Source organism: Leptolyngbya sp. FACHB-1624 (assembly GCF_047649235.1).
In the GTDB taxonomy this organism is placed as follows: domain Bacteria; phylum Cyanobacteriota; class Cyanobacteriia; order Leptolyngbyales; family Leptolyngbyaceae; genus Leptolyngbya; species Leptolyngbya boryana.
Map to the genome: position 1 here is coordinate 5276901 of NZ_CP180258.1, position 25460 is coordinate 5302360.

General features: G+C 46.7%; 19 protein-coding genes. 13 read left to right on the plus strand and 6 right to left on the minus strand.

Translation table 11 applies throughout. The features are described from left to right. Positions 1-303: 303 nt before the first annotated feature. Genes ACMUEV_RS25175 through leuD form a run of 3 tightly spaced genes read left to right on the plus strand, consistent with a single transcriptional unit; the run spans position 304 to position 2406 of the window. Entirely contained in the window at positions 304-1290 is a 987-nt protein-coding gene (locus ACMUEV_RS25175) for an exopolysaccharide biosynthesis polyprenyl glycosylphosphotransferase (RefSeq protein ID WP_190647137.1), read from the plus strand. Between the two features lie 19 nt (positions 1291-1309). Further along, on the plus strand, positions 1310-1780 hold the full coding sequence (locus ACMUEV_RS25180; RefSeq protein ID WP_190647136.1) for an ATP-binding protein: 471 nt from the start codon (positions 1310-1312) through the stop codon (positions 1778-1780). A 23-nt stretch (positions 1781-1803) separates the two neighbouring features. Continuing rightward, the gene (gene leuD, locus ACMUEV_RS25185; RefSeq protein ID WP_190647135.1) at positions 1804-2406 is read left to right on the plus strand and encodes a 3-isopropylmalate dehydratase small subunit; all 603 of its coding nucleotides are present in this window, start codon (positions 1804-1806) and stop codon (positions 2404-2406) included. 75 nt (positions 2407-2481) lie between these two features. On the opposite strand, the gene ACMUEV_RS25190 is transcribed toward leuD, so the two are convergent. After that, a complete protein-coding gene (locus ACMUEV_RS25190) occupies positions 2482-4116 on the minus strand; it encodes a CTP synthase (protein WP_190647134.1) in 1635 nt (544 codons plus the stop codon). Between the two features lie 173 nt (positions 4117-4289). Between ACMUEV_RS25190 and ACMUEV_RS25195 the strand changes: the two genes are divergently transcribed. Both ACMUEV_RS25195 and ACMUEV_RS25200 read left to right on the plus strand, forming a co-directional pair. Continuing rightward, positions 4290-6038 carry an N-acetylmuramoyl-L-alanine amidase gene (locus tag ACMUEV_RS25195; protein WP_190647133.1) on the plus strand — a complete coding sequence of 583 codons (1749 nt, stop codon included), beginning with the start codon at positions 4290-4292 and terminating at the stop codon, positions 6036-6038. Positions 6039-6104: 66 nt separating this feature from the next. Further along, positions 6105-6545 (plus strand): hypothetical protein, encoded by a 441-nt coding sequence (locus ACMUEV_RS25200; RefSeq protein WP_017286344.1) that lies wholly within the window; start codon positions 6105-6107, stop codon positions 6543-6545. 165 nt (positions 6546-6710) lie between these two features. On the opposite strand, the gene recJ is transcribed toward ACMUEV_RS25200, so the two are convergent. Beyond that, positions 6711-8954 (minus strand): single-stranded-DNA-specific exonuclease RecJ, encoded by a 2244-nt coding sequence (gene recJ, locus ACMUEV_RS25205; RefSeq protein WP_190647132.1) that lies wholly within the window; start codon positions 8952-8954, stop codon positions 6711-6713. 153 nt (positions 8955-9107) lie between these two features. Between recJ and ACMUEV_RS25210 the strand changes: the two genes are divergently transcribed. Together ACMUEV_RS25210 and ACMUEV_RS25215 are read left to right on the plus strand one after the other, a co-directional pair. Beyond that, positions 9108-10451 (plus strand): P-loop NTPase fold protein, encoded by a 1344-nt coding sequence (locus ACMUEV_RS25210; RefSeq protein ID WP_190647131.1) that lies wholly within the window; start codon positions 9108-9110, stop codon positions 10449-10451. Beyond that, positions 10435-12345 (plus strand): tetratricopeptide repeat protein, encoded by a 1911-nt coding sequence (locus tag ACMUEV_RS25215; protein ID WP_190647130.1) that lies wholly within the window; start codon positions 10435-10437, stop codon positions 12343-12345. Before ACMUEV_RS25210 ends, ACMUEV_RS25215 begins: the two co-directional genes overlap by 17 nt. Positions 12346-12436: 91 nt before the next feature. Here ACMUEV_RS25215 and ACMUEV_RS25220 read toward each other — a convergent pair whose 3' ends face one another. The 3 genes from ACMUEV_RS25220 to ACMUEV_RS25230 form a co-directional block, all read right to left on the minus strand. After that, positions 12437-12871, minus strand: coding sequence for a type II toxin-antitoxin system VapC family toxin (locus ACMUEV_RS25220; protein WP_190647129.1), 435 nt, complete (start codon positions 12869-12871; stop codon positions 12437-12439). Next, a complete protein-coding gene (locus ACMUEV_RS25225; RefSeq protein ID WP_190647128.1) occupies positions 12868-13212 on the minus strand; it encodes a type II toxin-antitoxin system HicB family antitoxin in 345 nt (114 codons plus the stop codon). The genes ACMUEV_RS25220 and ACMUEV_RS25225 overlap by 4 nt, the downstream gene beginning before the upstream one ends. A gap of 94 nt (positions 13213-13306) precedes the next feature. Next, complete coding sequence (locus ACMUEV_RS25230) at positions 13307-13936, minus strand: phosphorylase (protein ID WP_190647127.1); 630 nt, start codon at positions 13934-13936, stop codon at positions 13307-13309. 71 nt (positions 13937-14007) lie between these two features. Between ACMUEV_RS25230 and ACMUEV_RS25235 the strand changes: the two genes are divergently transcribed. Genes ACMUEV_RS25235 through ACMUEV_RS25260 form a run of 6 tightly spaced genes read left to right on the plus strand, consistent with a single transcriptional unit; the run spans position 14008 to position 24573 of the window. Beyond that, entirely contained in the window at positions 14008-16608 is a 2601-nt protein-coding gene (locus ACMUEV_RS25235) for an efflux RND transporter permease subunit (protein ID WP_190647126.1), read from the plus strand. Then, entirely contained in the window at positions 16605-17591 is a 987-nt protein-coding gene (gene hpnA / locus ACMUEV_RS25240; RefSeq protein WP_190647125.1) for a hopanoid-associated sugar epimerase, read from the plus strand. Before ACMUEV_RS25235 ends, hpnA begins: the two co-directional genes overlap by 4 nt. A 10-nt stretch (positions 17592-17601) precedes the next feature. Next, positions 17602-18615 (plus strand): adenosyl-hopene transferase HpnH, encoded by a 1014-nt coding sequence (gene hpnH / locus ACMUEV_RS25245; RefSeq protein WP_017286333.1) that lies wholly within the window; start codon positions 17602-17604, stop codon positions 18613-18615. Positions 18616-18674: 59 nt separating this feature from the next. Further along, positions 18675-20645 carry a protein kinase domain-containing protein gene (locus tag ACMUEV_RS25250; RefSeq protein ID WP_190647124.1) on the plus strand — a complete coding sequence of 657 codons (1971 nt, stop codon included), beginning with the start codon at positions 18675-18677 and terminating at the stop codon, positions 20643-20645. 4 nt (positions 20646-20649) lie between these two features. Then, a complete protein-coding gene (locus ACMUEV_RS25255) occupies positions 20650-22749 on the plus strand; it encodes a protein kinase domain-containing protein (RefSeq protein WP_190647123.1) in 2100 nt (699 codons plus the stop codon). A gap of 57 nt (positions 22750-22806) precedes the next feature. Further along, positions 22807-24573, plus strand: coding sequence for a S8 family serine peptidase (locus tag ACMUEV_RS25260; protein ID WP_190647122.1), 1767 nt, complete (start codon positions 22807-22809; stop codon positions 24571-24573). A gap of 63 nt (positions 24574-24636) precedes the next feature. Here ACMUEV_RS25260 and ACMUEV_RS25265 read toward each other — a convergent pair whose 3' ends face one another. Continuing rightward, positions 24637-25452, minus strand: coding sequence for a glycosyltransferase family 2 protein (locus ACMUEV_RS25265; RefSeq protein WP_190647121.1), 816 nt, complete (start codon positions 25450-25452; stop codon positions 24637-24639). Positions 25453-25460 lie beyond the last annotated feature (8 nt).

A 25460-nucleotide genomic window follows, 5' to 3' on the forward strand; every position in this document is an offset into this window, starting at 1 on the left:
ATTTCGCGCACAATCTCGTCATGATTCAGTAATTTCAACATCTATCGACTGAAGAAATCGCCAGTATCGTGTAGGTGTAAATCCAGATCAATTGAAAAACTTCAAAAATCGCTCAAATTCAGCAGTTGAGGGCGATTTCTTGCCTGATACCGTGCGAAATACGTGATGAGGAATGAGTCATTAGCGTGTTCACAATTTCTTCAAAATAGGCACTCTGTTATTAGCTGGATGCTGATTCGCAGAAGATTTTACTAATCGGGTACATCAATATTCTAAGTCCGCCGCTTAGTCTCTGAGGTCAATATGGTTCAACAGTATTCTCCGATTGAGTTTGCCATTACTAAAACGGATAGTACTTATCTCATCCAACTTCCATCGATGCTAACTGTTATAGAAGCAGTAGCGTTCCGAGCAAAATATCGGGAATTGATTGAAGCAAATTCGTATATAACCAAGCTAGTTCTCGATCTTGATCAGACTACTTTTATGGATAGTAGTGCGATCGGTGCTTTAGTCATGTGTCTTAAAGCAGCAAAAAGTCGTCAGATTGAGTTAGCACTTTGGAGCGTCCGGCCTGAGATTTTAGCAATTTTTGCTTTAGCAGATCTCGATCGACTATTTACAATCGAGCCTGGCACCGTTTCCTCAGACCCTGCACCAATTCAGCCTGCGGTTGAATCAATGCATCCGTCGATTCAGTCTCGGATCAAACGACTCATGGATATTGCTGGAGCACTGGTTGGGCTGACGATTACAGCCCTTTTATTTGTGCCGATTGCGATCGCGATTAAGCTAGACAGTCCGGGTGACGTTTTATTTTCTCAAACTCGCTGTGGACATTTGGGACGGCACTTTCGAGTCTGGAAGTTTCGCTCGATGGTTACTGATGCAGAACAGTTAAAATCTCAAGTCCAAAATGAGAATGAAGGCGCATTTTTCAAGAATGCGAACGATCCGAGAATTACTAGAGTTGGGCAGTTTTTGCGAAAAACAAGTTTAGATGAGTTCCCACAGTTCTGGAATGTGCTGCGGGGTGAAATGAGCTTAGTAGGGACTCGTCCACCCTTGCCCGAAGAGGTTGAGCGCTATGAAGTTCCGAATTGGCAACGACTGGATGTGAAACCTGGAATTACAGGCGAGTGGCAAGTGCATGGTCGATCTCAGATCCGCAACTTTGAGGAAGTGATTCAGCTTGATCTACGCTATCAGCAACGCTGGAGTTTGAAATATGATTTACACCTGCTATTGAAAACAGTAGCTGTTCTACTGAAGAAAGATAGTGCGTTTTAATCTTGAACAGGTATCAGCAATGACGAACTTTAAAGAACCGATGGGAGGTGTGATTTACTTCGATCGATTGATGATGCAAAGTGATTTAACTGCGATTTCTCAAATTCTTCACTGGTTTGAACAATTCCGACTGCCGCCGCTTTCTCAAGCCGCTTGGCTTCAAGGTCAGATTGCTTTAGTAGAAGGCTTTACGAATGCAGTACGCCATGCACATACGAATCTACCATTACATACGATCATTCAATTAGAAGCCGGATTGTACTTCGACCGCCTAGAGATTAGAATTTGGGATCAAGGTTCACCGTTTGATTTAGAGCGCCTGCTCAATCGAGTTGAACAAGATTATCCGAATCCGTTAGAGCATAGCGAGCATTGGGGCGGCACTTTGTTCAAGAAGTTGCGCGATCAGCATCAATGGGAGATTGAATACCACTACCTCAAAGAAGGAGTGAACTGTCTTTGCTTAGTCAAAAAATGCGACAATAGCTAAGACTCATTGCAAGGTAAGACAGTATGGTGAGCGAAGTTAGAACGATCGCAGGTGGCGGTATTCCATTGGTAGGCAATGATATTGATACCGATCGCATTATTCCGGCTCGTTTTTTGCGCTGTGTGACGTTTGATGGATTGGGAGCGCAAGTTTTTGCGGACGATCGCAAACAGTTAAATGGTCAGCATCCGTTTGATTTGCCGCAGTATCAAGGTGCAAAAGTTTTAGTCGTCAATGGAAATTTCGGTTGCGGATCGAGTCGGGAACATGCGCCGCAAGCGATCGCTAAGTGGGGAATTAGCGCGATCGTAGGTGAGAGCTTTGCTGAGATCTTTTTTGGCAATTGTGTTGCGATCGGGATTCCTTGTGTGACGGCTGAGCCGGGTGTCACTAGCCAGCTTCAAGCCTTGTTAGCAGAGAATCCGCAGCTTCAGGTGACGGTAGATTTGGATCAAATGCAGGTGCGATACGGTGAGTTTACAGGCGCGATTTCGATGCCAGAAGGAGCGCGACAAATGCTGACTTGTGGAACTTGGGATGCGTGTGGGCAGTTAGTCGCACAGGCAGAACAGATTCGGGCAACAGCGGCGAATTTGCCTTATGTCGCTTGGGGACAGGCGAGCTAGCAGAAGATAAGATTTAGCCTAACGAATCGGGTTCGTTAGGCTAATCGTCAAGGGTTAAACGTGTAAAAAGGCGCTCTACGCCTCAATTGCAACTTTATTCTGCGAGAGTTCAGTTTCTCGGCTGAGTGCCGCTTGCACAAATCCCTTAAACAACGGATGAGGGCTACTTGGACGAGATTGAAACTCTGGATGGAACTGCGTTGCAATAAAGAATGGATGCCCTGGAAGCTCAATGATCTCAACCAATCGACCATCCGGCGAAGTTCCACTCACCACATAACCAGACTCTAAAAATAGATTCCGGTACGCATTGTTAAATTCATAGCGATGCCGATGCCGTTCGTAGATCACTTCTTCTCCATACAGCGCCAACGTGAGCGTATTCGGAGTCAGACGGCAGGGATACAGCCCTAACCGCATGGTTCCACCCAAATCGACCACATCTTGCTGCTCAGGCAGTAAGTTAATGACGGCATTCTTTGCCTCTGGAACAAATTCTGCACTATGAGCATTTTCCAGATGAGCCACGTTTCGTGCCCATTCAATCACCGAGCACTGCATTCCCAGACACAAGCCTAAGAACGGAATCTGATGCTCACGGGCATACGCGATCGCGGCAATTTTTCCATCGACCCCGCGAATTCCAAATCCGCCGGGAACTACAATGCCATCGACATCCGCGAGATAGTGTGCGGCTCCTTTTTCTTCGATTTCTTCTGAATTGATCCAGCGAAGATTCAGCGCGCTTCCGGTCGCAATTCCAGCGTGTTTGAGGGCTTCGACAACCGAGAGATACGCATCTGATAAGCGCACATATTTCCCAACGATCGCAATTTCCAGCGTTTGAGTTGGTTGGTACAGGCGCTCAACGAGCGTCTGCCATTGGCTGAGATTAGGCTGACGCTGTTCGAGGTTGAGTAAATCGATCGCTTGAGTTGCCAGTCCTTCTTTTTCCAATCGCAGCGGCACTTCATAAATGCTGCGCGCATCCTGACACGTAATCACGCATTCGACAGGGACATCACAGAATTCTGACATTTTCTCTTTCATGCCAGATGGTACTGCGCGATCGCTGCGGCAAACCAGAATATCGGGCTGAATCCCAATCGATCGCAGTTCTTTGACCGAATGCTGAGTCGGCTTCGTCTTCATTTCACCCGCAGCTGGAATCCAAGGAATCAGCGTGACGTGCATATACATGACGTTTTGCCGTCCTACTTCTTTACGAAACTGGCGAATCGCTTCTAAGAACGGCAGCGATTCAATGTCCCCAACCGTTCCGCCAATTTCAGTGATCACAACATCAGGATTCGTATTTTGAGCGACTCTTAGAATTCGCTCTTTGATCTCATTTGTGATGTGCGGGATCACCTGGACCGTGCCACCGTTGTAGTCGCCTCGACGCTCTTTATTAATCACTGCTTGATAAATCGATCCCGTTGTCACGCTATTGAGCCTTGACATTGAGGTATCGGTAAACCGCTCATAGTGACCCAAATCGAGATCCGTTTCTGCGCCATCTTCGGTCACAAATACTTCGCCGTGCTGAAACGGACTCATTGTCCCAGGGTCAACATTGATATAGGGATCAAGCTTGAGAATCGACACTGAGTAATCCCGCGACTTGAGTAATCGTCCGAGACTCGCGGCTACAATCCCTTTCCCAATGCTAGAAACAACGCCACCCGTAACGAATACAAATTTCGTCATAATGCTCTGTGCCGATATCTACCAAAACTTATCCGGTCTATTCTGCCACAACTGCGATCGCCCAGGGGGAGAATATCCGGAGTTTCTCAAGGAATTCGGCAACTGTGAGCTAAACTCTCACGTCAACGAAGGCGGGATGTGATACGGTATGCCTTATTTCGGTTCCAGCAGCAATGAAGCGATTTCTCAGCGCGTTAGTGTTAGCCATCTTGACTGTGATTTTGACGATTTCGATCGCTTGGTCAAAGCCTGCCTTAACTGTGGTGTATCCACCGGGCGAACATGAAACGATCGCAAAACAAATCTTTCTCATCGGTTCGGCTCCCCCTCAAGGAGAAGTGCTTGTCAATGGCAAACGCATTCAGCGTAGTCGTGGAGGACATTTTGCGCCCAGTTTTCCTCTGCAAATGGGCGAGAATCAGTTCTCGGTTCGCTATGGGGAAGAGGAACTGCAGATTAAAGTCACGCGCAAATCGAATCAGCCACCTGCTCCAGTTGGACAATCGTTTGCAGAAGGCTCGCTGACTCCTACGGTCGATGTAGCTCGACTGCCGGGAGAAGCGATTTGTCTCAGCGCGATCGCACCTCCCAATTCGATCGTCAATGTCAAAGTTGCAGATCAGATGTTGCCGTTGATAGCGCAAAGTGCGATCGCAACATTGCCTGCCAATTCGGGTGTGTTGACCGGGTTAACTGAACCAACCCCAACGCAATCGACTCAATACGCAGGCTGTGTGACTCCGAAAACGAGCGGAGATTTAGGAAAAGTCACTTATCTGTTGGGCAATGTGAGTCAAGAAGCGCCTGGAAAAATTTCGATCCTCGATCCGGCTCGATTAGAAATCGCAGAAGTAACCGCTGAGCAAGGAACTGCAAGAACCGGAGCCAGTACAGATTTTTCTCGCTTAACGCCCTTGCCGAGAGGAACAAGAGCAACAATTACCGCGCGCGAAGGCGATTGGTTGCGATTGGAGTATGGGGGATGGATTCGATCGAGCGATGTCAAAATCATTCCGGGAGCTACTCCAGTACGATCGCTGATTCGTGGCATCACATCTCGAACTGTGAAAGATTGGACAGAAGTCCGTTTTCCGCTGCAAATTCCTGTACCGATTACGGTTGCTCAAGATCAAAATCGGTTCATTCTGACGCTTTACAACACAACAGCGCAAACCGATACGATTCGATTAAGTACTGATCCCGCGATCGCTCGATTAGATTGGCAACAAGTTGCACCTGAAAAGATCGAATATCGCTTCAATCTCAAATCGAATCAACAGTGGGGTTATAAATTGCGATATGAAGGCACAACATTAGTGTTATCGCTGAAGCACCCGCCACGAATGCGGAAGAATTCGTTGTCTGGTATGAAAATTCTTCTTGATCCAGGACATGGTGGCAGCGAAGATTTAGGTTCAAGAGGGGGAACCGGATATCCAGAGAAAGAAGTTGCCTTAATCACCAGCAAATTGCTGCGCGAGGAATTGGTCAAGCGAGGTGCAAGAGTCGTGATGACTCGTGAGGCAGATATTGATCTCGATTTAGCTCCGCGAGTGAAGCAAATCAATGAGACTGAACCAACGATCGCGCTTTCGATTCATTACAATGCGCTGCCAGATGATGGTGATGCCATCAATACAAAAGGCGTTGCCACCTTCTGGTATCAGCCTCAGGCTCATGATTTAGCCGTATTCTTGCATGACTATCTAGTGAAAAAGCTCGATCGACCTTCTTATGGTGTGTACTGGAACAATCTTGCTCTGACTCGCCCCACCGTCGCGCCGACTGTGCTTTTAGAACTGGGATTCATGATTAATCCCGATGAATTTGAGTGGATCACGAACCCCGTAGAACAAAAGAGACTTGCAGCGACCCTGGCAGATGGAGTAACAGAATGGTTTGCTCAAAGGCAATTGCAGTGATTTTTGTCAAACTGAAGATGAATGATCTACCCTAGATTCACGTGATATTTCTAACCAAGTGTAAGGATGTTGACTAAGCGGGCTGGTTTAATCTTAATTGCCTTGATGAGTTTGCCGATCGTGATATTGGGGGCGGAAAAACTGGAATCGCGCAGACCCAGTGTTGCTTCTGGTTGCCCAGATTGGGTGCTATCGCAAACTGAAACTTCAGAGAATTTGATTCATCCAGAAAAAGTTGTGGTTGAACCTTGGCAGGGGCGACACAATGTTTTTGCCACTTTCAAAATTCCTGAGGGCTACGAAGCGAACCAGTTTTTTGTGGTCACGCTCAAGGGTTCAAATCCTTATTGTGGGACTGTGACCCGATCGACTCCGACCTCCAAAGGCGATCGCAAAGTTTTCGGGCTATTTAGAACTCGAACAACGTTATGGGTCATCTCAAAAGGGCAGTTAAATCAGTTAGAGGAGCCGAGTAACTGGAAGTTAGCGATATTTAAACCTTCCTAAGAGGATGTTTGAAACGTATCGTTCATCGCACTCACCCGTCCCTGGATTTCCAATCCGGGGCGAGCTAGAACGGAGCGAGGAAACGGTTGATACCTTTGAAACATCCTCTAACTTCTGTGCTACCTGGCACAGCGACAGCATCTAGTTCTCGGTTCGCGATCGTCGTTAATGTCCTACGATCGCTTGAATCGTAGTCAATGGAACTTGGGCAAAGTACTGTCGATAGAATTGTTCTTCTCGAATCGCAGCGAAAAAAGGTTCAAGCATCAGATTAGAAGCTGCCTGTTCCTTGAAGCTGAAGCTGAAGCCCTGATCTGAATACGTGACATGAAAGCCAAGTGATTCTAAGGTTTGAATTCCAGCTTTTAATGCAATATCACCAATCATCAATCGATCGTACAATTGCTGCCGAGTCGCAGTTTTTCCGGTGCGACTGAGATATTTTGCAATGCCCACGAAGGTTTGCCAGATCTCAGCAGCAGGAAGCAAGGTTGGGGGAAGATATGCGATCGCTAAAGGGCATTGTTCAGTCAAAGCTCGTCTGTACCAGATTTTTAATTCATTCCAACTGGTCGGAACAGTTTTTAGCTCAATTGCTTTTTCTTCAGTGCGTTGAGTTCTCCAATCTAAAAGCCATTGCGTTTGAGTCGGTTTGATTTCTTCGCACGATCGCACTGCAACTAATCGAACTTCGTATCGCTTGCGAAAAGTATTGTTCTCAAGTTCCACAATGGCATCACAGCGTCCGGTTGGAAGTTCATAGGCATAATGCCCCCACCATATGCCCGGAAAGCCTTGTGCGGCTGATTCATCGCAAATCATAAACGGGGTGCGAATGTATTCAACTTTGCGTCCGTAGAGGTCTTGAATTTTGGTATTTCTACCCGCTTGAAACCAGCAGTTTTGGATCAATAGTTTTGGAATTGGATTCCCCATTCCACAAGGTTCAATCAACCGCAGTTCTTTGTAGAGTTCGAGATTGAGTTCGCTCACCGTGACGCAAAGATCCGCTTGAATCGTTGGAGTAGGGGGATCACTTTGTTGGAGTAATCGCTGATTGATTGCTTGGGCAAATAGAGGGAGATTGTCGATCGCTAAACTCAATCCGGCGGCAAATGGATGTCCACCAAAGCGATGTAAGAGATGAGCCTGATCTTTGACGAGCTGATAGAGATCGATTTGATTTGTCGATCGAGCCGAGCCACGAGCAAATTCCTCATCTACTGTTAGTAAAATCGTTGGTTTGCCATATTCTTGAGCAATCTGACCTGCAACTAATCCCAGAACCCCGCCACTCCATTGTTCATCCCACAGCACAATTACACCCGTCGTTGAGAGATCCAGTTGTGCGAGTTTTGCTTTTGCTTGCTGTAAGACATCTTTTTGCAGAGCTTTGCGGCGAGTGTTTGCCAGTTCTGTTTCGTCCGCTAGCTCTTTACAGCGTTGGACATCTTGGCTGGTCAATAGCTCGACACAGAAGTGTGCATCGCCTTGAATCCGGCTGACTGCATTGATTCGAGGCCCTAATCCAAAAGAAATATCAGTGGGTCGATCGCCCGATCGCTTACAGAGTTCTAACAATCTGGTAATGCCTGGACGAGTTGCTGTTTTGGTGGATTGTTTCTGAAGCTGCTCGATTCCTTTTTGAGCGAGATAACGGCAATCTCCTTTGAGTTCGACTAAATCTGCAATTAAGCCGATCGCGACTAAATCGAGTAAGTTCTCAATCGGCTTTTCTGGCACATTGGGTAAAGCCTCATACATCGCTTCAACGAGCTTATACGCGACTGCAACGCCAGACAGTGAAGCAAAGGGATGGTCTTTTTCGAGGGAGCGGGGATTGACGATCGCAATCACAGGCGGACGGGATTCTGGCAAGGTATGATGATCGGTCACGATCACATCAATTCCGAGACTCTGAGCATATTGAATCTCATCTAAATTTGTACTGCCCGTATCGCAAGTCACGATGACCTGAACATGCTTGAGCTGATCAATTCCGATCTTCGAGAGTCCGTGTGATTCAGTAAAGCGATTGGGAATGTAGTAAAACAGCTTTTGATTTTGAGGAAAGAACTGTCCTAATCCGTCCCACAGTACTGCCGTCGAAGTGACCCCATCTGCATCAAAATCGCCCCAAATTGCGATCGCTTCTTCTCGTTCGATCGCGTGCACCAACCGCTGCACTGCCCACTGCATTTCTTGACCAAACTCAACCGAACTCATGGGCTGATAATTGGCGGCATTTAGAAATCCGGCTAATTGGTCGATATCTCGAATGCCTCGCTGCCAGAGCAATTGCGGCAAGTAGCGTCCCTCAATTCCTGGAGCTTGCTGCTTCACAGCCTGAACGAATGCGTCTGGAATCTCAGCTTGATGGATTTGCCATTGGGGAACGGGATCGGGCATGAGCGATGAGATAAATACATCGATACTATTCTAAATTATTGGGGGTTAGATGCAGCGGATGTGAATTCTGAGCGGGAAGTTCTCACTTTGAAGGGGGAATGTAAACTGATAAAGTGGGAGCCGAATTAGACTTGACCCTGTATTCCAAGACCTATGGATGATTATCGCGCTAAGACTCTAAAAGAAGCTTTTCGGCTTTGCAATATTGATCCTCTTTCTGGTGCAGGATTAGAGCGATACTATGTCGATTTGTCGTCTGTGCGTAAGACTGAAGCGATCGAAGGGGTCAATTTCGTTTTGGACTCTCAATACCCAGGAGAGTTTTGCACGATTCTATTTACAGGTCATCGGGGTTGTGGCAAAAGTACTGAGCTGAAGCGAATTTGCCACCAATGGGAGCAAGACTATCGGGTGATTTATTTAGAAGCAAACGACGAAACCGATATTAATGATGCTGAGTATACTGACTTCTATCTTGTTGTGATTAAGCAAGTCGAATTTGCCTTACGAGAAATGGGGCTGAGCTTTGATAAAAGGCTGCTCAAGGGATTTGAAGATTGGTTTAAGGATGTCACAAAGGAAAACGAGCAAACGGTTGAAAGCTCGGTCAGTGTAGAAAGTGAAGCAAGTCTGGGAAGTGGCGCTCCGTTTATTGCAAAATTGCTTGTGAAGCTTTTAGCTCAGATTAAGGGTGCGGATAAACAAAAAACTGTGATTCGGCAGACGTTACAGCGAGATATTTCTCGGCTGAAAGCAGATATTAATTTGTTGCTCCAAGACGCTTATCAGAAAATTAAGTCTCAATATTCCAAAGGCTTTCTCGTAATTTTCGATAATCTCGATCGTGTTCCGCCTGAGGTTGGCAATCATTTATTTTTTGATTATGCGGCTCAGCTTCAAGAGCTGAATTGTACGATTATTTATACGGTTCCGATTTCTGTCTTGTGTTCTTCAAAAAATATCGTCAATACATTTGGTGAGCCTCATGTTGTTTCGATGGTGCGAACCTATCAACTCGTACGCGAGCGCTGTGAGCTTGACTATGATGCTGAAGGGCTAAAGCAGTTGCAGCAAATCATTGAGAAACGAGTCGATACTGAGCTTTTGTTTGAGTCGGAGCAAGAGGTTTTAGCATTGGCGAAGGCAAGTGGGGGACATGTGCGGCAGTTGATGCAGATGGTGCGGAGTGCTTGTCAGACGGCAAGTACTCGTAAACATGCCAAGATTCAAGCTGAGGATGTAGAGTATGCGATCAAGCAGCAGCAATTTCATTTTGAACGATTTGTCCGGGATGAGCATTATCCTTTGCTTGCAAAAGTGTGTCTGACGAAAAACGTGACCAAAGATGAGACTGGACAGTTAATGCTGTTTAATACGTCGGTGTTGGAGTACAACGGACTCGATCGTTGGAATTACCCGAATCCAGCGGTGCGCCAGAGTGCTTTGTTCCAAACTGCCCTTCGGGAGCTTCTGACTCAAAATGCTGGAGCAGACTAATCGCGATCGCACTGTAGAACAGTTTCTAGAGCAAAATCAGCAAGAGTTTGCGGAACTTCTGACGTTTATTGATTTTGCAGAGGGGCTGACGATCGGGTTTATTGAAATTAATCAAGAACGGGATAAAGCAACGTTAGTAGAAGCATTACGATCGCATCTTTCGGAGTCGGAGGTGCGACTGGAAGTGATGGATTTTTCTCAGGAGCGCGATTTACGATTTCTGCGAGATGCTTTGATCCAACGTCTGAAGCGAGTTCAGACGCAGCAAAAACTGGTGGTGCTGATTCAGGGGTTGGAGGGTGTGATCGGGACGGATGGGGTGGGCGAGTATCCGCTGATTTTGCAGGATTTGAATTTTGTTCGAGATGCCTACCGTCAGAGTGTGCCGTATCCCTTGCTTTTTGTGTTACCCAGTTATGCAATTACTCGCGTGAGCAAGTATGCTCCTGATTTTTGGGCTTGGAAGTCTGGCTCTTTTACCTTTAAGACTTCGGCACAAAGTCTAGAACAGTTGAAAGTCGGGGCGTTTGAACAGCCGTTGCCTCGTATTGCCTCGACTGAGAATGAGGCTCAGATTGAACAACTCAAGCAGCTTTTGATGGAGCTGTGTCCGTCTGGGAAACCGACTTCATCAATGGATATGCGACTGTGCTGCGAGGTCTATTACAAAATTGGCTCAGCCTATCTCACTCAGAAACAGGCAGACAAGGCAAGGGATTACTTGCTAGAGGGCTTGAAGATTATAGAAGCAAGTCCTGATCCAATCCTGATTCAGAGTTTGCATCGTAAACTAGGAAACGCCTATGGACAATTACGGGAGTTTGAGAATGCAGTTGCGGCTTACGAAAAAGCACTTGAGATTGCGCGTTCACTGAATCAATCTAAACAGGTTGCAATAGTGCTTGCAGATTTGGGAGATGTGGCATTAGCACAGCGAAATTTTGAGCAAGCAAGAGCATTCTATGCTCAAAGCTTAGCAATCAATGAAGCCCGAAACGATCGCTACAGCCAAGCCAGCACGTACCATAATTTAGGCATCATGGCGCAGAAATTGCGCGAGTTTGAGAAGGCAAAACTCTACTATCAGCAAGCACTCCAAATCTTCAACGAATTCAACGACCGCCACTCCCAAGCCTGCACATATGGTCAATTAGGCATCGTAGCGCAGGAGTTGCGCGAGTTTGAGGAGGCAAAACTCTACTATCAGCAAGCCCTCCAAATCTTCAACGAATTCAACGACCGCTACTCCCAAGCCCACACGTACCATCAATTAGGCATCGTAGCGGAGGAATTGCGTGAGTTTGAGGAAGCAAAACTCTACTATCAGCAGGCACTCCAAATCAAAATCGAATTCAATGACCGCTACTCTCAAGCCAGCACGTACCACCAGTTAGGAATCGTAGCACAGAGATTGCGTGAGTTTGAGGAAGCAAAACTCTACTATCAGCAAGCACTCCAAATCAAAATCGAATTCAACGACCGCTACTCTCAAGCCAGCACGTACCACCAGTTAGGAATCGTAGCACAGGAGTTGCGCGAGTTCGAGGAAGCAAAACTCTACTATCAGCAGGCACTCCAAATCTTCAACGAATTCAACGACCACTACTCCCAAGCTCGCACGTACCACCAATTAGGAATCGTAGCGCAGGAATTGCGTGAGTTTGAGGAAGCAAAACTCTACTATCAGCAGGCACTCCAAATCAAAATCGAATTCAACGACCGCTACTCCCAAGCCCTTACATACCACAACTTGGGTTCACTTGCAGAAGCAGAAGCACAGCACAGGGATGCAAGAGCAAACTATCAGCAGGCGTTAGAAAGATATATGGAGTTTGGAGATCATTACCGGAGTGACATTGTGCGCCAAGACCTCGAACGGCTTCCGAATGAATAGACTCGATCGAGCTGTTTGAAAACAGCGATCGTCCTTTTCCCTAAATGTGCGATCGCATAGACCTACCTACCGCTCAGGCAGATGGGGTCGTTTATTCCACTTTATTGATTGTCCAGTCTTCGATCGTCAAACCTGGAATTTTCTCAAAATCACGTCTGTTTCGAGTAACAACTACTGCATCGATAGATAATGCGATCGCCGCAATCCGCAAATCTTGAGCACCAATCCGAACCCTTTGCCGCTTCAACTCAGAATAGCAATCCTCAGCTTCTGATGTGAACTCCAATAAATGTCGAATCTGCCCTAGAAAAAACAATGTCTCGCGAAACCTAGCATAAGCCAACACCCGCGACATTCCAGATTCAGATCGCCGAATCACATCCAATCGACCTCGCAGTTGCTCCTCCGCCGTAATAATTGTAATTGCGATCGCATTCATGCCTCGTTTCGCGATTTGCTGGCTCACTTGCGGATGTTCACGTTGCCATAACGACAGATGATCCGTATCCAGTACCCACAACCTCATGCAGCCGAGTTTCCTTGGTTCAGCCGCGCATCAGACTTATCCAACTGACGATACTCAGCCTCCAATTCACTATCCATCTCTTGCCGATAAGAAGCCATTGCTGCTTGAAACTCATCCCACTGTGGATCGTCCTTAAAGATTCCAGTCAACTTCGTCAAAGCTGGAGAACTCAGGGGAAGTGTCACAATTTCCGCAGATGCCAGACGCACCCGCAAAACCTCCTGTATCTTGGCTAACGCATCTTCACGGGTAACACCTTCAGCATGACAGTCAGGCAGCCCCAAAACACTAGCACGAAACCCATTCGGCTCATTTTCTACAAGAATTGAAATTGCGTCCATGCTACTCTCCTTCGCTTCTGGAATCACGCTCGCTACGCTCTATCCATTGTAATGTCGCAAATTACGATCGTTCCCCTGTATCTGTCGTTTGCAATCAACATCCAAAAGTCTCTATCTCAGCCGCAATTTGCCGCAATCGCTGCAATGCCGCCAGCGATCCCCGAATCAATCGACTCGCCGCGATCGGCTTTTTCACCATCGCCTTTGCCATCCGCAGCCCTTGAATCTTGCCATCCACGATCGCATCACTCAAATCTGGCATATCAAATTGCAGATCATCACTGACCACGCGCAACATCGCAACTGAGTATCGTTGCGCGATCGCGAATCCTTCCATATCGACCACATCCGCTTGATACGTTTCGCCTAACGCTCGCTTTTCTGCCACAGAGCAAATTACACGATCGCTCGTTAATCCCCGCGCAGAGGCAACTCTAAAATGATTTTGCAGTCGTTGAGTCAGTGAGCGATCGCACGCGATTTCTTCTCCTGAGAAGTTGACACAAGAATGATAAAGTGCCAGTTCGCCAATTCCAACTTGAGAGGATAAACTGCCACATAAACCCATGACGAGGAGTGCCGAATGATCCGGAATCGAAGTGCGATCGAGAAAATCAGCAACCGCAATTCCAGCCGGGATTGCAACAACTTGAATCGCATCGCTTGCGCCTTGAGACACAGCCTGATATTCAGCACCTTGGGGGACGAGAATCACCGGAACCATTGAAAAACTGGATGAATTTACTCAAGCAACCTTAACATCCCCTCAACGTTCTTTTTAGCCTTACCTAGTTTATGAATTTGCCCAAACCGACTTCACGGGAGCGTTTCAACATTTCCCGGATCGCGATCGCGATGCCGTGGTTAAGCATCTCCTTCTGGCTGACCATCACAGTCGCCGGATTTTTTGCCCTGAGTTCATTAAAATATGCGCTCTTTCCCGACATCACCTTTCCCGTCGTTGTGGTCAGTGCAGAAGCTCCATTAACGGCAACTTCCGAAACCGAGCGGCAAGTCACACAACCGATCGAACAAGCCATGCAATCGCTGAAAGGCGTGAATGACCTGCGATCTTCAACGTTTCCCAATCAAACGGCTGTCAGCTTATCGTTTGAAGTGGGGACGAGTTTAGACCAAGCGCGTCAAACCGTTGAAGACACAATGAAATCGGTAACGCTGCCGAAAGAGACTCAATTCAAAGTCATCGCCTTGAATTTGAATGAAACCGCAGCGATCAGCTATGCGATCGAAAGCGATTCGCGAAATCTCCAAGACCTGACTCAACTGACAACCAGCCAGATCGTTCCGCCCTTAGAAAAAATCGCGGGTGTGCTGAAAGTAAATACGCTCGGTGCAGGCGGCAACGAACGTGGAGCAACCTTGACGCGATTTAACGGCAAAGATGCGATCGCGATTCAAGTGGTGAAACGCGGAGATGCAAACACGCTCGAAGTCGTAAACACAGTTGAGCAAGAGATTGACACACTGCGAAAAAATCTCAGCAATGTGAAAATTACACTGGCATCCACGCAAGCCGAATATATTCAGAACGCAACCCATTCAACGATCGAGGCGTTGATTGAAGCGATCGCCTTATCGGTGATTGTAATTTATCCATTTCTTCGGAGTTGGCAGGCAACCTTAATTTCAGCCCTTGCCATTCCGATTTCGCTTCTCGGCACTGCGATCGTGATGGCATTTTTTGGATTTAATCTCGAAACCATCACCCTGCTGGCATTGGCGCTTGTGATTGGAAGTGTAGTCGATGATGCGATCGTCGATGTCGAAAACATCAGCCGACATATCGAAGAGGGGGAATCTCCCAGACAAGCAGCCCTCAAAGCAACCAGTGAAGTCGGTTTAACTGTGACCGCTGCCACGTTTACAGCCGTCGCCGTGTTTCTGCCGATTGGATTCATGGAAGGCGTGATTGGGCAGTTCTTTAAACCCTTCGGAATCACAGTTTCAGCCGCGATGATCATGTCGCTGTTAGTCGCACGGACATTATCGCCTGTGATGTCGATTTACATGCTGAGAAAATCAAATCGCCAGCATTCGGGACGCTTTGACAGAGTTGGTTTTTGGTTTACTGATAACTACCGCAAATTACTCCAGTGGTCATTACGCCATCGAGCGATCGTCGTGGGGATTGCGCTTGCCAGTTTTGCAGCAGGGATTGCCATCATTCCGATGATTCCGCAAGGATTTATTCCGAAGCTCGATCGCGGAGAATTTAACGTTCGATACACGGCTCCCTTACCGAAAATCCCATCTCAAGAAGAGATTGCAGCAACCTTAGCAGCAGGCGGACAGATTCCCCAAATTAATCCATTGCAAGATTCGCTCAATGTTGCAAAACAGCTTGAAGACTCCGTGAGAACTGCTCCCGAGGTTCAAACTGTGTTTACAACCGTGGGATCGCGTGAAGGCGAACCGAATAAAGGCTTGATCTACGTCAAGCTAAAACCCGGACACTCTACGCCAACCGCGACGCTTCAGGATCAACTGCGATCGCGCTTGCCGGAAATTTCCGGAGTAACTACCAGCGTTGAAGACATTCCCTTTGTCGAAGCAGGCAGCCAGAAACCACTGCAAGCCTCGCTAAAAGGGGAAGATTTAGCAACGCTAGAGAAAGCTGGAAACGACTTGAAAAATCGCGTACAGACCATTCCAGGCATTGCAGATGTGACGCTCAGCGGGAGTAGCAATCGCAACGGCACTCAGCAGATCGACAGACGCGACGGACAGCGAGTCGTGTATGTCAGTGCAAACTTGGGTAAAGGTCTATCCTTGGGTGATGCAACTGAAAAATTAGTCAATGAATCTAAAACTGTTTTACCTGCAAATGTCACACTCGACTTAGGGGGAGATTCGGCAAGCAGCCGTGAGATCTTTAACAGTTTTGGTAGAACGTTGGGACTCTCCGCACTCTGCATTGCGATCGTTCTCGTATTACTGTTCAAAAGCTTGCTCGACCCAATCGTCGTTACGCTTTCTCTGCCACTTGCACTCGTTGGAGCAATGCTCGCGCTGCTCATCACTCAAAGCGATTTTGGCATGATCTCGCTGATTGGTTTTGTATTTCTGCTCGGGATTACAAATAAAAATGCCATCTTGATCGTTGATTACATCAATCAATTGCGGCGAGAAGGACTCGATCGCAGTGAAGCCATTCTCAAAGCTGGCCCGATTCGACTGCGACCGATCATGATGACAACTGCATCAACGATTTTAGGTATGGTTCCGATCGCGCTTGGACTTGGTGCCGGATCAGAACTCCGCTCTCCCATGGCAGTTGCGATCGCGGGTGGCTTAGTTACATCCACATTACTCAGTTTGTTCGTTGTACCCGTCGTGTACACTCTGCTCGATGATCTCAAACCTAAAAAACGATGAAAGCATTTGTCACTGGAGGCACAGGCTTTGTCGGCGCAAATCTTGTCCGATTACTGCTGCAACAAGGCTACGAGGTCAAAGCACTTGCTCGCCCGAATGCCCGATTAGATAACCTCAACGGCTTGGAGATTGAACTCATATCAGGAGACTTGAACGATCCAGATTTAGCTCGATCGATGCAAGGGTGCGATTGTTTATTTCATGTGGCAGCGCATTACTCACTGTGGCAGCGCGATCGCGATTTGCTTTATCAAAGTAATGTCCTGGGCACTCGAAATGTTCTAGCCGCAGCAAAAGCAGCGGGAATTGAGCGATCGGTTTATACCAGTTCTGTCGCCGCGATCGGCATTGATCCCAGTGGTCAACCGACGACTGAACAGTATCAATCTCCAGTCGAGAAACTGATTGGAGATTACAAACAATCCAAGTATTGGGCAGAACAAGAAGCTGTCAAAGCAGCACGATCGGGTCAAGATATTGTGATTGTGAATCCTAGTACGCCGATCGGAGCTTATGACATCAAACCAACTCCGACAGGCGATATTGTCGTGAGATTTTTAGAGCGTCGAATGCCAACTTATGTCGAAACAGGACTCAACTTTGTACATGTCCAAGATGTCGCTTGGGGGCATTTGCTCGCCTTGCAGAAAGGCAAATCTGGAGAACGGTATATTCTCGGCAATCAAAATCTGAGTTTGAAACAATTGCTTGATGAATTAAGTCAGATTACCGGACTGAGTGCCCCGGCTCGATCGATTCCGGTCTGGATTCCGCTGTCTGTCGCCTGGATTGACGAAACGATTCTCACGAAATTTGGGAAAAAACCTTCAATCCCAGTCGATGGAGTGAGAATGTCCAAACAGCCAATGTACTACGATGCAAGTAAAGCAATTCGTGAGTTGGGGCTTCCCCAAACGCACATTCACATCGCTTTGAAAGATGCCGTAGACTGGTTTCAAGAGAATTTAATTCAAACCGAGTGAGGAGATAGCGATGGGAGTCCCAATACAGCAAGTCGTCGGAATCGGCTCTTACCTAGTCAAACAACGTTTACTAGGTCGAAAACGATTTCCCTTGGTTTTGATGCTAGAGCCATTGTTCCGGTGCAATCTCGCTTGCACGGGCTGTGGAAAAATTCAGCATCCCGTTGAAATTCTCAAACAAAATCTTTCCCCGGAAGACTGTTTCCGAGCAGCGGAAGAATGTGGCGCGCCTGTGGTTTCGATCCCAGGTGGTGAACCGCTTCTGCATCCTCAAATTGGGGAAATTGTTCAGGGATTAATCGATCGTAAAAAATTCATTTATCTCTGCACCAACGGCATCCTGCTCGAAAAGAGCCTCGACAAGTTCAAGCCCTCGCCCTATTTCACCTTTATGGTGCATCTCGATGGGATGCGCGATTGGCATGATCAGTGCGTCGATCGCAAAGGCGTATTCGATACGGCTGTCAAAGCGATTAAAGCGGCGAAGGCACGCGGCTTCCAGGTCAATACCAACACCACCATCTTCGAGGGTGCCAATCCTGAAGAAATGCACGAATTCTTCGATTTTCTCACCGAACTGGGAGTCGATGGAATGCAGATTTCTCCAGGCTACAGCTACGAATGGGCACCTGATCAAGACCATTTCTTGAAGCGTGAACAGACGCATATTCTGTTCCGTCAAATCCTGGCACCGATGAAAAAAGGGAAGAAGTGGAACTTTAGCCATAATCCACTGTTCCTAGACTTTCTCATGGGCGAGAAGGATTATGAATGCACGCCTTGGGGTAGTCCGAGCTATAGCGTTTTGGGTTGGCAGAAGCCTTGCTATCTCTTGAATGATGGCTATTACAAAACCTTCCAAGAGCTATTGGATAAGACGGACTGGAGCCAGTACGGTCGCAAGAGCGGCAATCCAAATTGTGCAGACTGTATGGTGCACTGCGGATATGAGCCAACGGCTGCGATCGACGCGATGCAACCACACAATATTGGACGTGCTATGACCTCTGTATTGGGTAAATAGCAGCAAAATCGGGAATTCTGGAGAGTGACATTTCACATCATGCTCCAGAATTTTCTGCTATGGTTCATCAGTCTGGTGATATTATTCAGCGGCGTTATCAAATCTTGGGACGCTTGGGTGAAGGCAACACAGGTATCACCTATCTGGCAAAGGATCAGACGACACAGAAACAAGTTGCCTTAAAAACGCTTGTTTTACGACAAGCCGTTAACTGGAAAACCATCGAATTATTTGAACGTGAAGCTGAGATTCTTCAGCAGTTCAATCATCCGAACATTCCCAAATATTTAGAGTATTTCGTCGTCGAGACTGAGCGTGACCGCAATTTCTACATCGTTCAAGAACTCGCCAAGGGCAAATCTCTTTTTGATTGGGTACAGCAAGGTTGGCACGGGACAGAAGCAGAGATTCGAGCGATCGCGCTACAAGTCTTAGAGATTCTCAATTATCTCCACACCCTGAATCCACCTGTCTTTCATCGCGATATCAAGCCGCAAAATCTAATTCGTCGCGCTGATGGTCAAATTTTTCTAGTTGATTTTGGCTCAGTTGGAAGTACGTATCACAATACATTCATGCAGGGTAGTACAGTCGTCGGAACTTACGGCTATATGGCTCCTGAACAGTTTCGTGGTCAAGTCGTTGCGGCAACTGATTTATACGGTTTAGGCACAACATTACTCTTTTTACTAACTCGTCGATCGCCTGCCGATTTACCTGTTCAAAAGTTGAGAATTGAGTTTCGATCGCAACTTCAACTCTCACCGCACTTCGCAGATTGGTTAGAAAAGATTTTAGAACCCGCGCCGAAAGATCGGTTTGCATCAGCAGAAATCGCGATCGCTCAACTCCAACCTCCACCCAAACAATCTTCAAAGCTCTCCATCGGAATCGGGGCAATGAGTGCCTTAACGCTCATTGCTTTAGTCGTTACCGATCACTATCGCTACGCAATTATCAATAAAGTTGGACTCACTCAATCTGCTTATACTTCTATCGATCATCGAGATTTATCCATCAAAGAGTATTTAAGTAAAGGTGGAGACCCAAATGCGACAGACATTGAAGGAAGAACTTTGATCTATCAAGCGATCGCTTTAGGAGAAGCTGACTCAATCCAACAAATCGTCGCAAAAGGCGGCAACTTGCAGTATCGCGATCATCAAGGTCAAACTCCCCTTCATGAGGCTGCACAACGCAAGCCAGAAGCGCTGAAAGCAATTCTCGCGCTGAATCAGATCGATATCAGCCTGAAAGATAAAAAAGGCAAAACCGCGATCTATTACATCAATTCTGAAGCCAATGCTCAACTGTTTGTAGAACACATCAGTCGGAGATCGCAGATTAAAGATCAGAAGCAACAACTCATCGAAACTCTGATTCAAACTGCAAGCCAACGAGGCTGGCTCAATCTGGTGCAGAGCCTTACAGAAGGAGATGTTAGTACTTATGTCAATCTCTCAGAAGTCTTTCAGAGAGCTGTGGCAAATTCAGATGCAGGTGTGTTTCGCTCAATGATTGCGAAACAGCAAAAGCTCACTCCAGACATGCTCAATCAAATCCATTTCCATGAACTCAAGTTTCTAACTCCTGAAGAAATTTTGGAACTCCTACCCTATGCGGATGCCCTCGATCGCGGTGGCAATACCTTACTAAATTTTCTGGTAGACCGAGTGGAGTCTGATCAAGATGTACAGACGATTTGGAAGTTGTTACAGGTTGGAGCTAACATTCATCAGTCGAATCTACAAGGCATCACTCCTTTGAAACGAGCGAGCATGGGAGGCAAGAATCGACCCATGCGAGAAGCAATCCGGCTGGCATTCAATGAACGAGCGGGCGTTAACCCATCCCTACGAAGAGAAGAGGAAAGAGTTCGGCAGCAAAATGAACAACAATTTGAGAGAAACTGGCAACGCGAAAATGCGTATCCGCGCCAGACTCGCGAAGATTCAGACCTAAGCAACAAACTCATGGGCATTGGCTCAGCACCGAGTTCACGAAACAGTGAGTACAATCGAAACCGTTAAACCTATGGATATTATTCATTCACGCTACAAAATATTAGAAACATTAGGTCAGGGCGGAGTTGGAACGACCTATAAAGCTGAAGATCTCCACACTCAGCAGTATGTTGCACTGAAAGTAGTGTCACTACGTCAAACTTCAGATTGGAAAACCCTCGATTTGTTTGAGCGAGAAGTAAAAGTTCTCAAGCAACTGAATCATCCTGCCATTCCTCGCTATATCGATTCGTTTGAGATTGATACTCAAGACGATCGCTTATTCTGCATTGTGCAAGCTCTCGCACCTGGGAAAACACTAGCCCAATGGATTCAAAAAGGTTGGCGACCAGACGAAGACACAACGAAAGCGATCGCATTTCAGTTACTCGATATTCTGGTTTATCTGCAAACTTTTCTGCCGCCCATTCTCCATCGAGATATCAAACCCCAGAATATTTTGCGCGATCGAGAAGGCAATATCTATCTCGTTGATTTTGGAGCCGTTCAAGATACCTATCGCCAAACTGTAGCTGGAGGCAGCACGGTTGTCGGCACACTGGGCTACATGGCTCCGGAACAGTTTCGCGGAAAAGCAACTTGCGCGACAGACCTTTATGCTTTGGGAACAACCCTACTTTATTTACTCACAGGCAAAGACCCCAATCAGTTACAAACATCAGATGATCTCCAGTTACAAATTCCGCTGAATTTGAGGATTTCTGCTGAGTTTAGTCGTTGGTTAAAGCGCTGTATTGAAGCAGCAGAGGAAGACCGATTTAATTCTGCGGCTTTAGCACTGTCGGCTTTGCAAGGTCGCAATCCGAAAGAAGAATTTGTATCGAGTCCCTCTCCGCAACGTCCGCGCAATACAAAAGTCTCGTTAATTAAGAGCGATCGCGCCTTACACATCCACTTTTCAGGGCAAAGCTTTCAATCGAGCAAAGCCGATAAAATCCGGATCAGAATCGGACTTGTTCTTCTGTACTTACTCACAGCATTCATTCTCTTTCGGATCGTTGCTGTCAGTCGATTAAACATGTCAGAAGTTGGCTACTACGGTTTAATCTTAGTTACCTTCCCTTGTGTCACAGCCCTAGCCGGAATCTGCTTTGCGAGAGATCTCCAGACTTTAATCAAACCCACAGTTTTGAGCGTTAATGATTACACGCTCATACTGGCAGGAATGCTAAAACGCTTCGAGTTCTACCAAAAGATCTCATTCATTCTTGAGGACATTGAAGACATTCATCTCGAAAAAACTCGTAAAGGAGAGAGTGTCGGTGTCATCAGAATGCGCACCCAAGAAGTATATCAGTTTGGTCAATACCTCTCACCCACTGAACAACGGTGGCTCGTTCATGAACTTCAAACCTTCATTCAAGCAGCAAAACAAAGAGCCAAAGAAAGATTCGAGCAAATTCAAGATAGTAGACTCACGACTTTAGATGCTCTATTTCAACGCGCAATTAGGTGCTATCAGAGCGATCAACTCGCTCAAGCTGAAACACTATTTCATGCAATTTTGATCTTCGATGCTGCTAGTGCAGAAGCATATAACAATTTAGGTGTAATTCAGCATCGTCTAAACCAGCATTCCAAATCAGCAGATTTTTTTCAGAAAGCATTACAAATTGCTCCGAGCTATTGGGCAGCGAGAACCAATTTCGCGATCGCGCTTCAAGAAGACAATTTCACACAAGCGATCGCAATGTATGGAACCCCATGCCCATCTGATCAAACTACAGGCAATGAGCGCTATACCCTAATTTTGTATAATCAATGGCGCGGAAGCCTAGCAGATGCGATCGCAGAGTTCGAGACTCCCCCTCCTGATGAGGCATTACTTGCCATAAAAAATCATTGCCGCCATGCTGATTTGCTGCAATGCAAAGGGGACTTTACGACCGCGATCGATCTCTATCGACATGTGCTGAAATTGGCAAAACACAATCCGGCTCTCAGCGCCGAAATTTACGCAGAATTAGCCTGGACATTTGCAATGATGCACAATCTCAAAGAGGCACAGGCTTGCTTAGCGCGATCGCGAAAACTTGCCCCAAATACTGAACACGGAACGACTCGCTATACCGAAGCCTTAATGCAATACCTCAAACCGAATCGAGGATAATTTCAAGCGTTTCAACGGGAATCTTGAGAGAGACTCTCTTTCCCACCAACCAGTATTATGCGACGTTTACTGCTGATCGGGTTATGCGTATTCAGCTTTTTGCTATCCGTTTTATCTTTCCAAGCCTTTGCGACTGAACCTGGGACTTTTGATTCAATTATTCTCGACTTCCGTGAGTCGCTGACCAGTGAGGAACTCTCTAGCGAACTCAGCGAACTGAAATCTGGCTACAGTAGCGACATTCGCTTAAACAGTGAATTTTCTCAAGCTGATCACGTCTTTGTGATGAAAGGCGATGCAGCGCTGCTTCGGAAACTCAAAAACTCCGACATCGGCAAGTATACAGAATTTGTGGAGCCGAACTACATCTACAAAACGACGGGCAAGCCGAACGATCCCGACTATGACAAACAGTGGAACTTTCAAAGCATCAATATTGAAGAAAGCTGGAAACATACGCGAGGCAAGGGAACCGTCGTTGCTGTGATTGATACTGGGGTGAGCCAAGTTCTTGACTTAAAAGAAACTCAATTCGTTGAAGGATATGATTTCGTCAACGATCGCTCAAACGCTTCTGATGACAATGGTCATGGAACGCATGTTGCAGGCACGATCGCTCAGTCTACAAACAATCGCTATGGGGTAGCAGGTGTTGCTTACGAAGCGAGCATTATGCCTTTGAAAGTCCTGGCAGCCTGGGGTGGAGGAACGACAGCAGATATTGCAGAAGCGATTCGTTGGGCAGCCGATCACGGGGCACATGTCATTAATATGAGCTTAGGCGGTGGGGGAGAAAGCCAATTGATGCGAGAAGCGATCGAGTACGCTCATAGTAAAAAAGTGACGATCGTTGCGGCGGCAGGCAATTCGAGACGGAGTGTTGCTGAGTTTCCAGCCCGGTATCCTCACGTAATCGCTGTTTCAGCCTACGATTCGACAACGAAGAAAGCGCCCTACTCGAACTATGGCACGGGAATTGATATTGCTGCACCAGGAGGTTCAATTCAATCTTCTGCAAATAAGAGTGGTGGAATTTTGCAGAACACGATTAATCCAGCTACAGGGGAATCCGTGTTGGAATACTTTCAAGGAACCAGTATGGCCGCTCCTCATGTAGCAGGCGTTGCAGCTTTGGTTCACTCACTAGGTACACAAGACCCAGATCGCATTGAAGGAATTTTGAAAAAGAGTGCGATCGCAGTTCAAGATGATCCGCAAAATTTCTATGGCGCAGGCAGACTAGATGCAAAAGGAGCCGTCGATTTAGCCTTGAAAGACCGTCCTTTCTTCTGGTGGCTATCTCCGAAGCTTTGGAGTGGTTTCTTCAGTCGTATTTGGTTTGATGGCAGTTCCTTCAACCTCGGTCTGAAGCTTCTCATGTTCGGAGTTGCGATCGCATTCTCGCAAGTATTTATTGCTCAGATGCCTCGAAATCGCGCTTCGCTATATTGGGGCTTGGTGCTCGGAAGTTGCGGATTGTTCTTCTTGCGAGGCATCTTTATCACGAATCTGCCTCAGTTTCCACTCCGCTTAGCAGGTAGCTCGATTCCTGAGTTGGTTGGCACGATTCTCAATTCCAATCTGCTGAATCCAATCTCTGCAAGTGTTCTGATTCCTTTCTTGCTGCTTGCTGGTTTGTTAGGACATCCTTCGTTGAAATGGTTTGCGATCGGGTGTACTTTCGGAGTTGCAGCTTGCTTAGCCGTGAGTGCAGTCTTTCTACCCGAAATGCAATGGCTAGGAAGCAGCGCGATCGCACGGGGCTATCTCGGCGTGAATGCTTTATTGTCGCTAGGTCTTGGCTTACTGGCAGCGCGAGAATAGCTCAGGCATTTTTTCAAAAATCCCCCATTGCATTCGGCTCAGAAGCAATGGGGGATTTTCTATTTATCTACGAAAGAACCGTTTAATCGTTCTAAAACAGAGTCTTAAAGCTGAAAAGACAGTCGTGCGGCATTGATGCCAAATTTTCCAGATGTACCACTGAAATTGCTCAACTGGAGTTAGATACCGTCGATATTTTCTTAGAATTTGTCGAACTCGGAGATCGCACTCTCCACTTTCCATATCAATAAACGTTTTCGTTCCTGCAATTCTGCGATAGTTCCCCCAGATTTCATCAACATAGTAAACGTGAGCCACTTGAACCACGCGGAGAATGAAATCTAGATCCATCGAATAGTGATCCTCGATCGCATAATGTCCAACTCGCTCATGCAGCGATCGATGATAAAAATAAGCGCAGGGATTGCAAGGATAAGGATTGATATTCAGTCCGAGAACGAGATCAAACAAGCGCAACTTAGAAGGCTTATTGATATCAATCACTTCTCCGTGATCGTTCCAGATTCGACAGTTTCCCACGATAAAACTCGGTTCAGGTAGCGTTTTGAAGCGTTGGTTGACTTGATTTAGAGTATCTAGCTCATAGTAGTCATCAACATTGAGAAACGTCAGTACATTGCCTTTTGCAAGTTGAATGCCTTTGTTCATGGCATCGGATTGACCTCGATCCGGTTCAGAGATCCAGCGAATGTGAGAATAGCAGTTCGCATATTTTTGAATGATACTAACTGTGCTATCTGTTGAACCGCCATCAATAATGAGATGCTCAATTTCGTCGCACTCTTGAGCAATGACAGTTTGAAGACAGGACTCAATGAACTGCTCTCCATTGTAAACAGGAGTCACAATACTAATCATAGCGATCG

Bases quoted from the DNA above. Each gene is read 5' to 3' on its own strand.
- ACMUEV_RS25175 (WP_190647137.1), top strand. From the start codon at position 304: ATGGTTCAACAGTATTCTCCGATTGAGTTTGCCATTACTAAAACGGAT.
- ACMUEV_RS25180 (WP_190647136.1), top strand. From the start codon at position 1,310: ATGACGAACTTTAAAGAACCGATGGGAGGTGTGATTTACTTCGATCGA.
- leuD (WP_190647135.1), top strand. From the start codon at position 1,804: ATGGTGAGCGAAGTTAGAACGATCGCAGGTGGCGGTATTCCATTGGTA.
- ACMUEV_RS25190 (WP_190647134.1), bottom strand. From the start codon at position 4,116: ATGACGAAATTTGTATTCGTTACGGGTGGCGTTGTTTCTAGCATTGGG.
- ACMUEV_RS25195 (WP_190647133.1), top strand. From the start codon at position 4,290: ATGAAGCGATTTCTCAGCGCGTTAGTGTTAGCCATCTTGACTGTGATT.
- ACMUEV_RS25200 (WP_017286344.1), top strand. From the start codon at position 6,105: ATGTTGACTAAGCGGGCTGGTTTAATCTTAATTGCCTTGATGAGTTTG.
- recJ (WP_190647132.1), bottom strand. From the start codon at position 8,954: ATGCCCGATCCCGTTCCCCAATGGCAAATCCATCAAGCTGAGATTCCA.
- ACMUEV_RS25210 (WP_190647131.1), top strand. From the start codon at position 9,108: ATGGATGATTATCGCGCTAAGACTCTAAAAGAAGCTTTTCGGCTTTGC.
- ACMUEV_RS25215 (WP_190647130.1), top strand. From the start codon at position 10,435: ATGCTGGAGCAGACTAATCGCGATCGCACTGTAGAACAGTTTCTAGAG.
- ACMUEV_RS25220 (WP_190647129.1), bottom strand. From the start codon at position 12,871: ATGAGGTTGTGGGTACTGGATACGGATCATCTGTCGTTATGGCAACGT.
- ACMUEV_RS25225 (WP_190647128.1), bottom strand. From the start codon at position 13,212: ATGGACGCAATTTCAATTCTTGTAGAAAATGAGCCGAATGGGTTTCGT.
- ACMUEV_RS25230 (WP_190647127.1), bottom strand. From the start codon at position 13,936: ATGGTTCCGGTGATTCTCGTCCCCCAAGGTGCTGAATATCAGGCTGTG.
- ACMUEV_RS25235 (WP_190647126.1), top strand. From the start codon at position 14,008: ATGAATTTGCCCAAACCGACTTCACGGGAGCGTTTCAACATTTCCCGG.
- hpnA (WP_190647125.1), top strand. From the start codon at position 16,605: ATGAAAGCATTTGTCACTGGAGGCACAGGCTTTGTCGGCGCAAATCTT.
- hpnH (WP_017286333.1), top strand. From the start codon at position 17,602: ATGGGAGTCCCAATACAGCAAGTCGTCGGAATCGGCTCTTACCTAGTC.
- ACMUEV_RS25250 (WP_190647124.1), top strand. From the start codon at position 18,675: ATGGTTCATCAGTCTGGTGATATTATTCAGCGGCGTTATCAAATCTTG.
- ACMUEV_RS25255 (WP_190647123.1), top strand. From the start codon at position 20,650: ATGGATATTATTCATTCACGCTACAAAATATTAGAAACATTAGGTCAG.
- ACMUEV_RS25260 (WP_190647122.1), top strand. From the start codon at position 22,807: ATGCGACGTTTACTGCTGATCGGGTTATGCGTATTCAGCTTTTTGCTA.
- ACMUEV_RS25265 (WP_190647121.1), bottom strand. From the start codon at position 25,452: ATGATTAGTATTGTGACTCCTGTTTACAATGGAGAGCAGTTCATTGAG.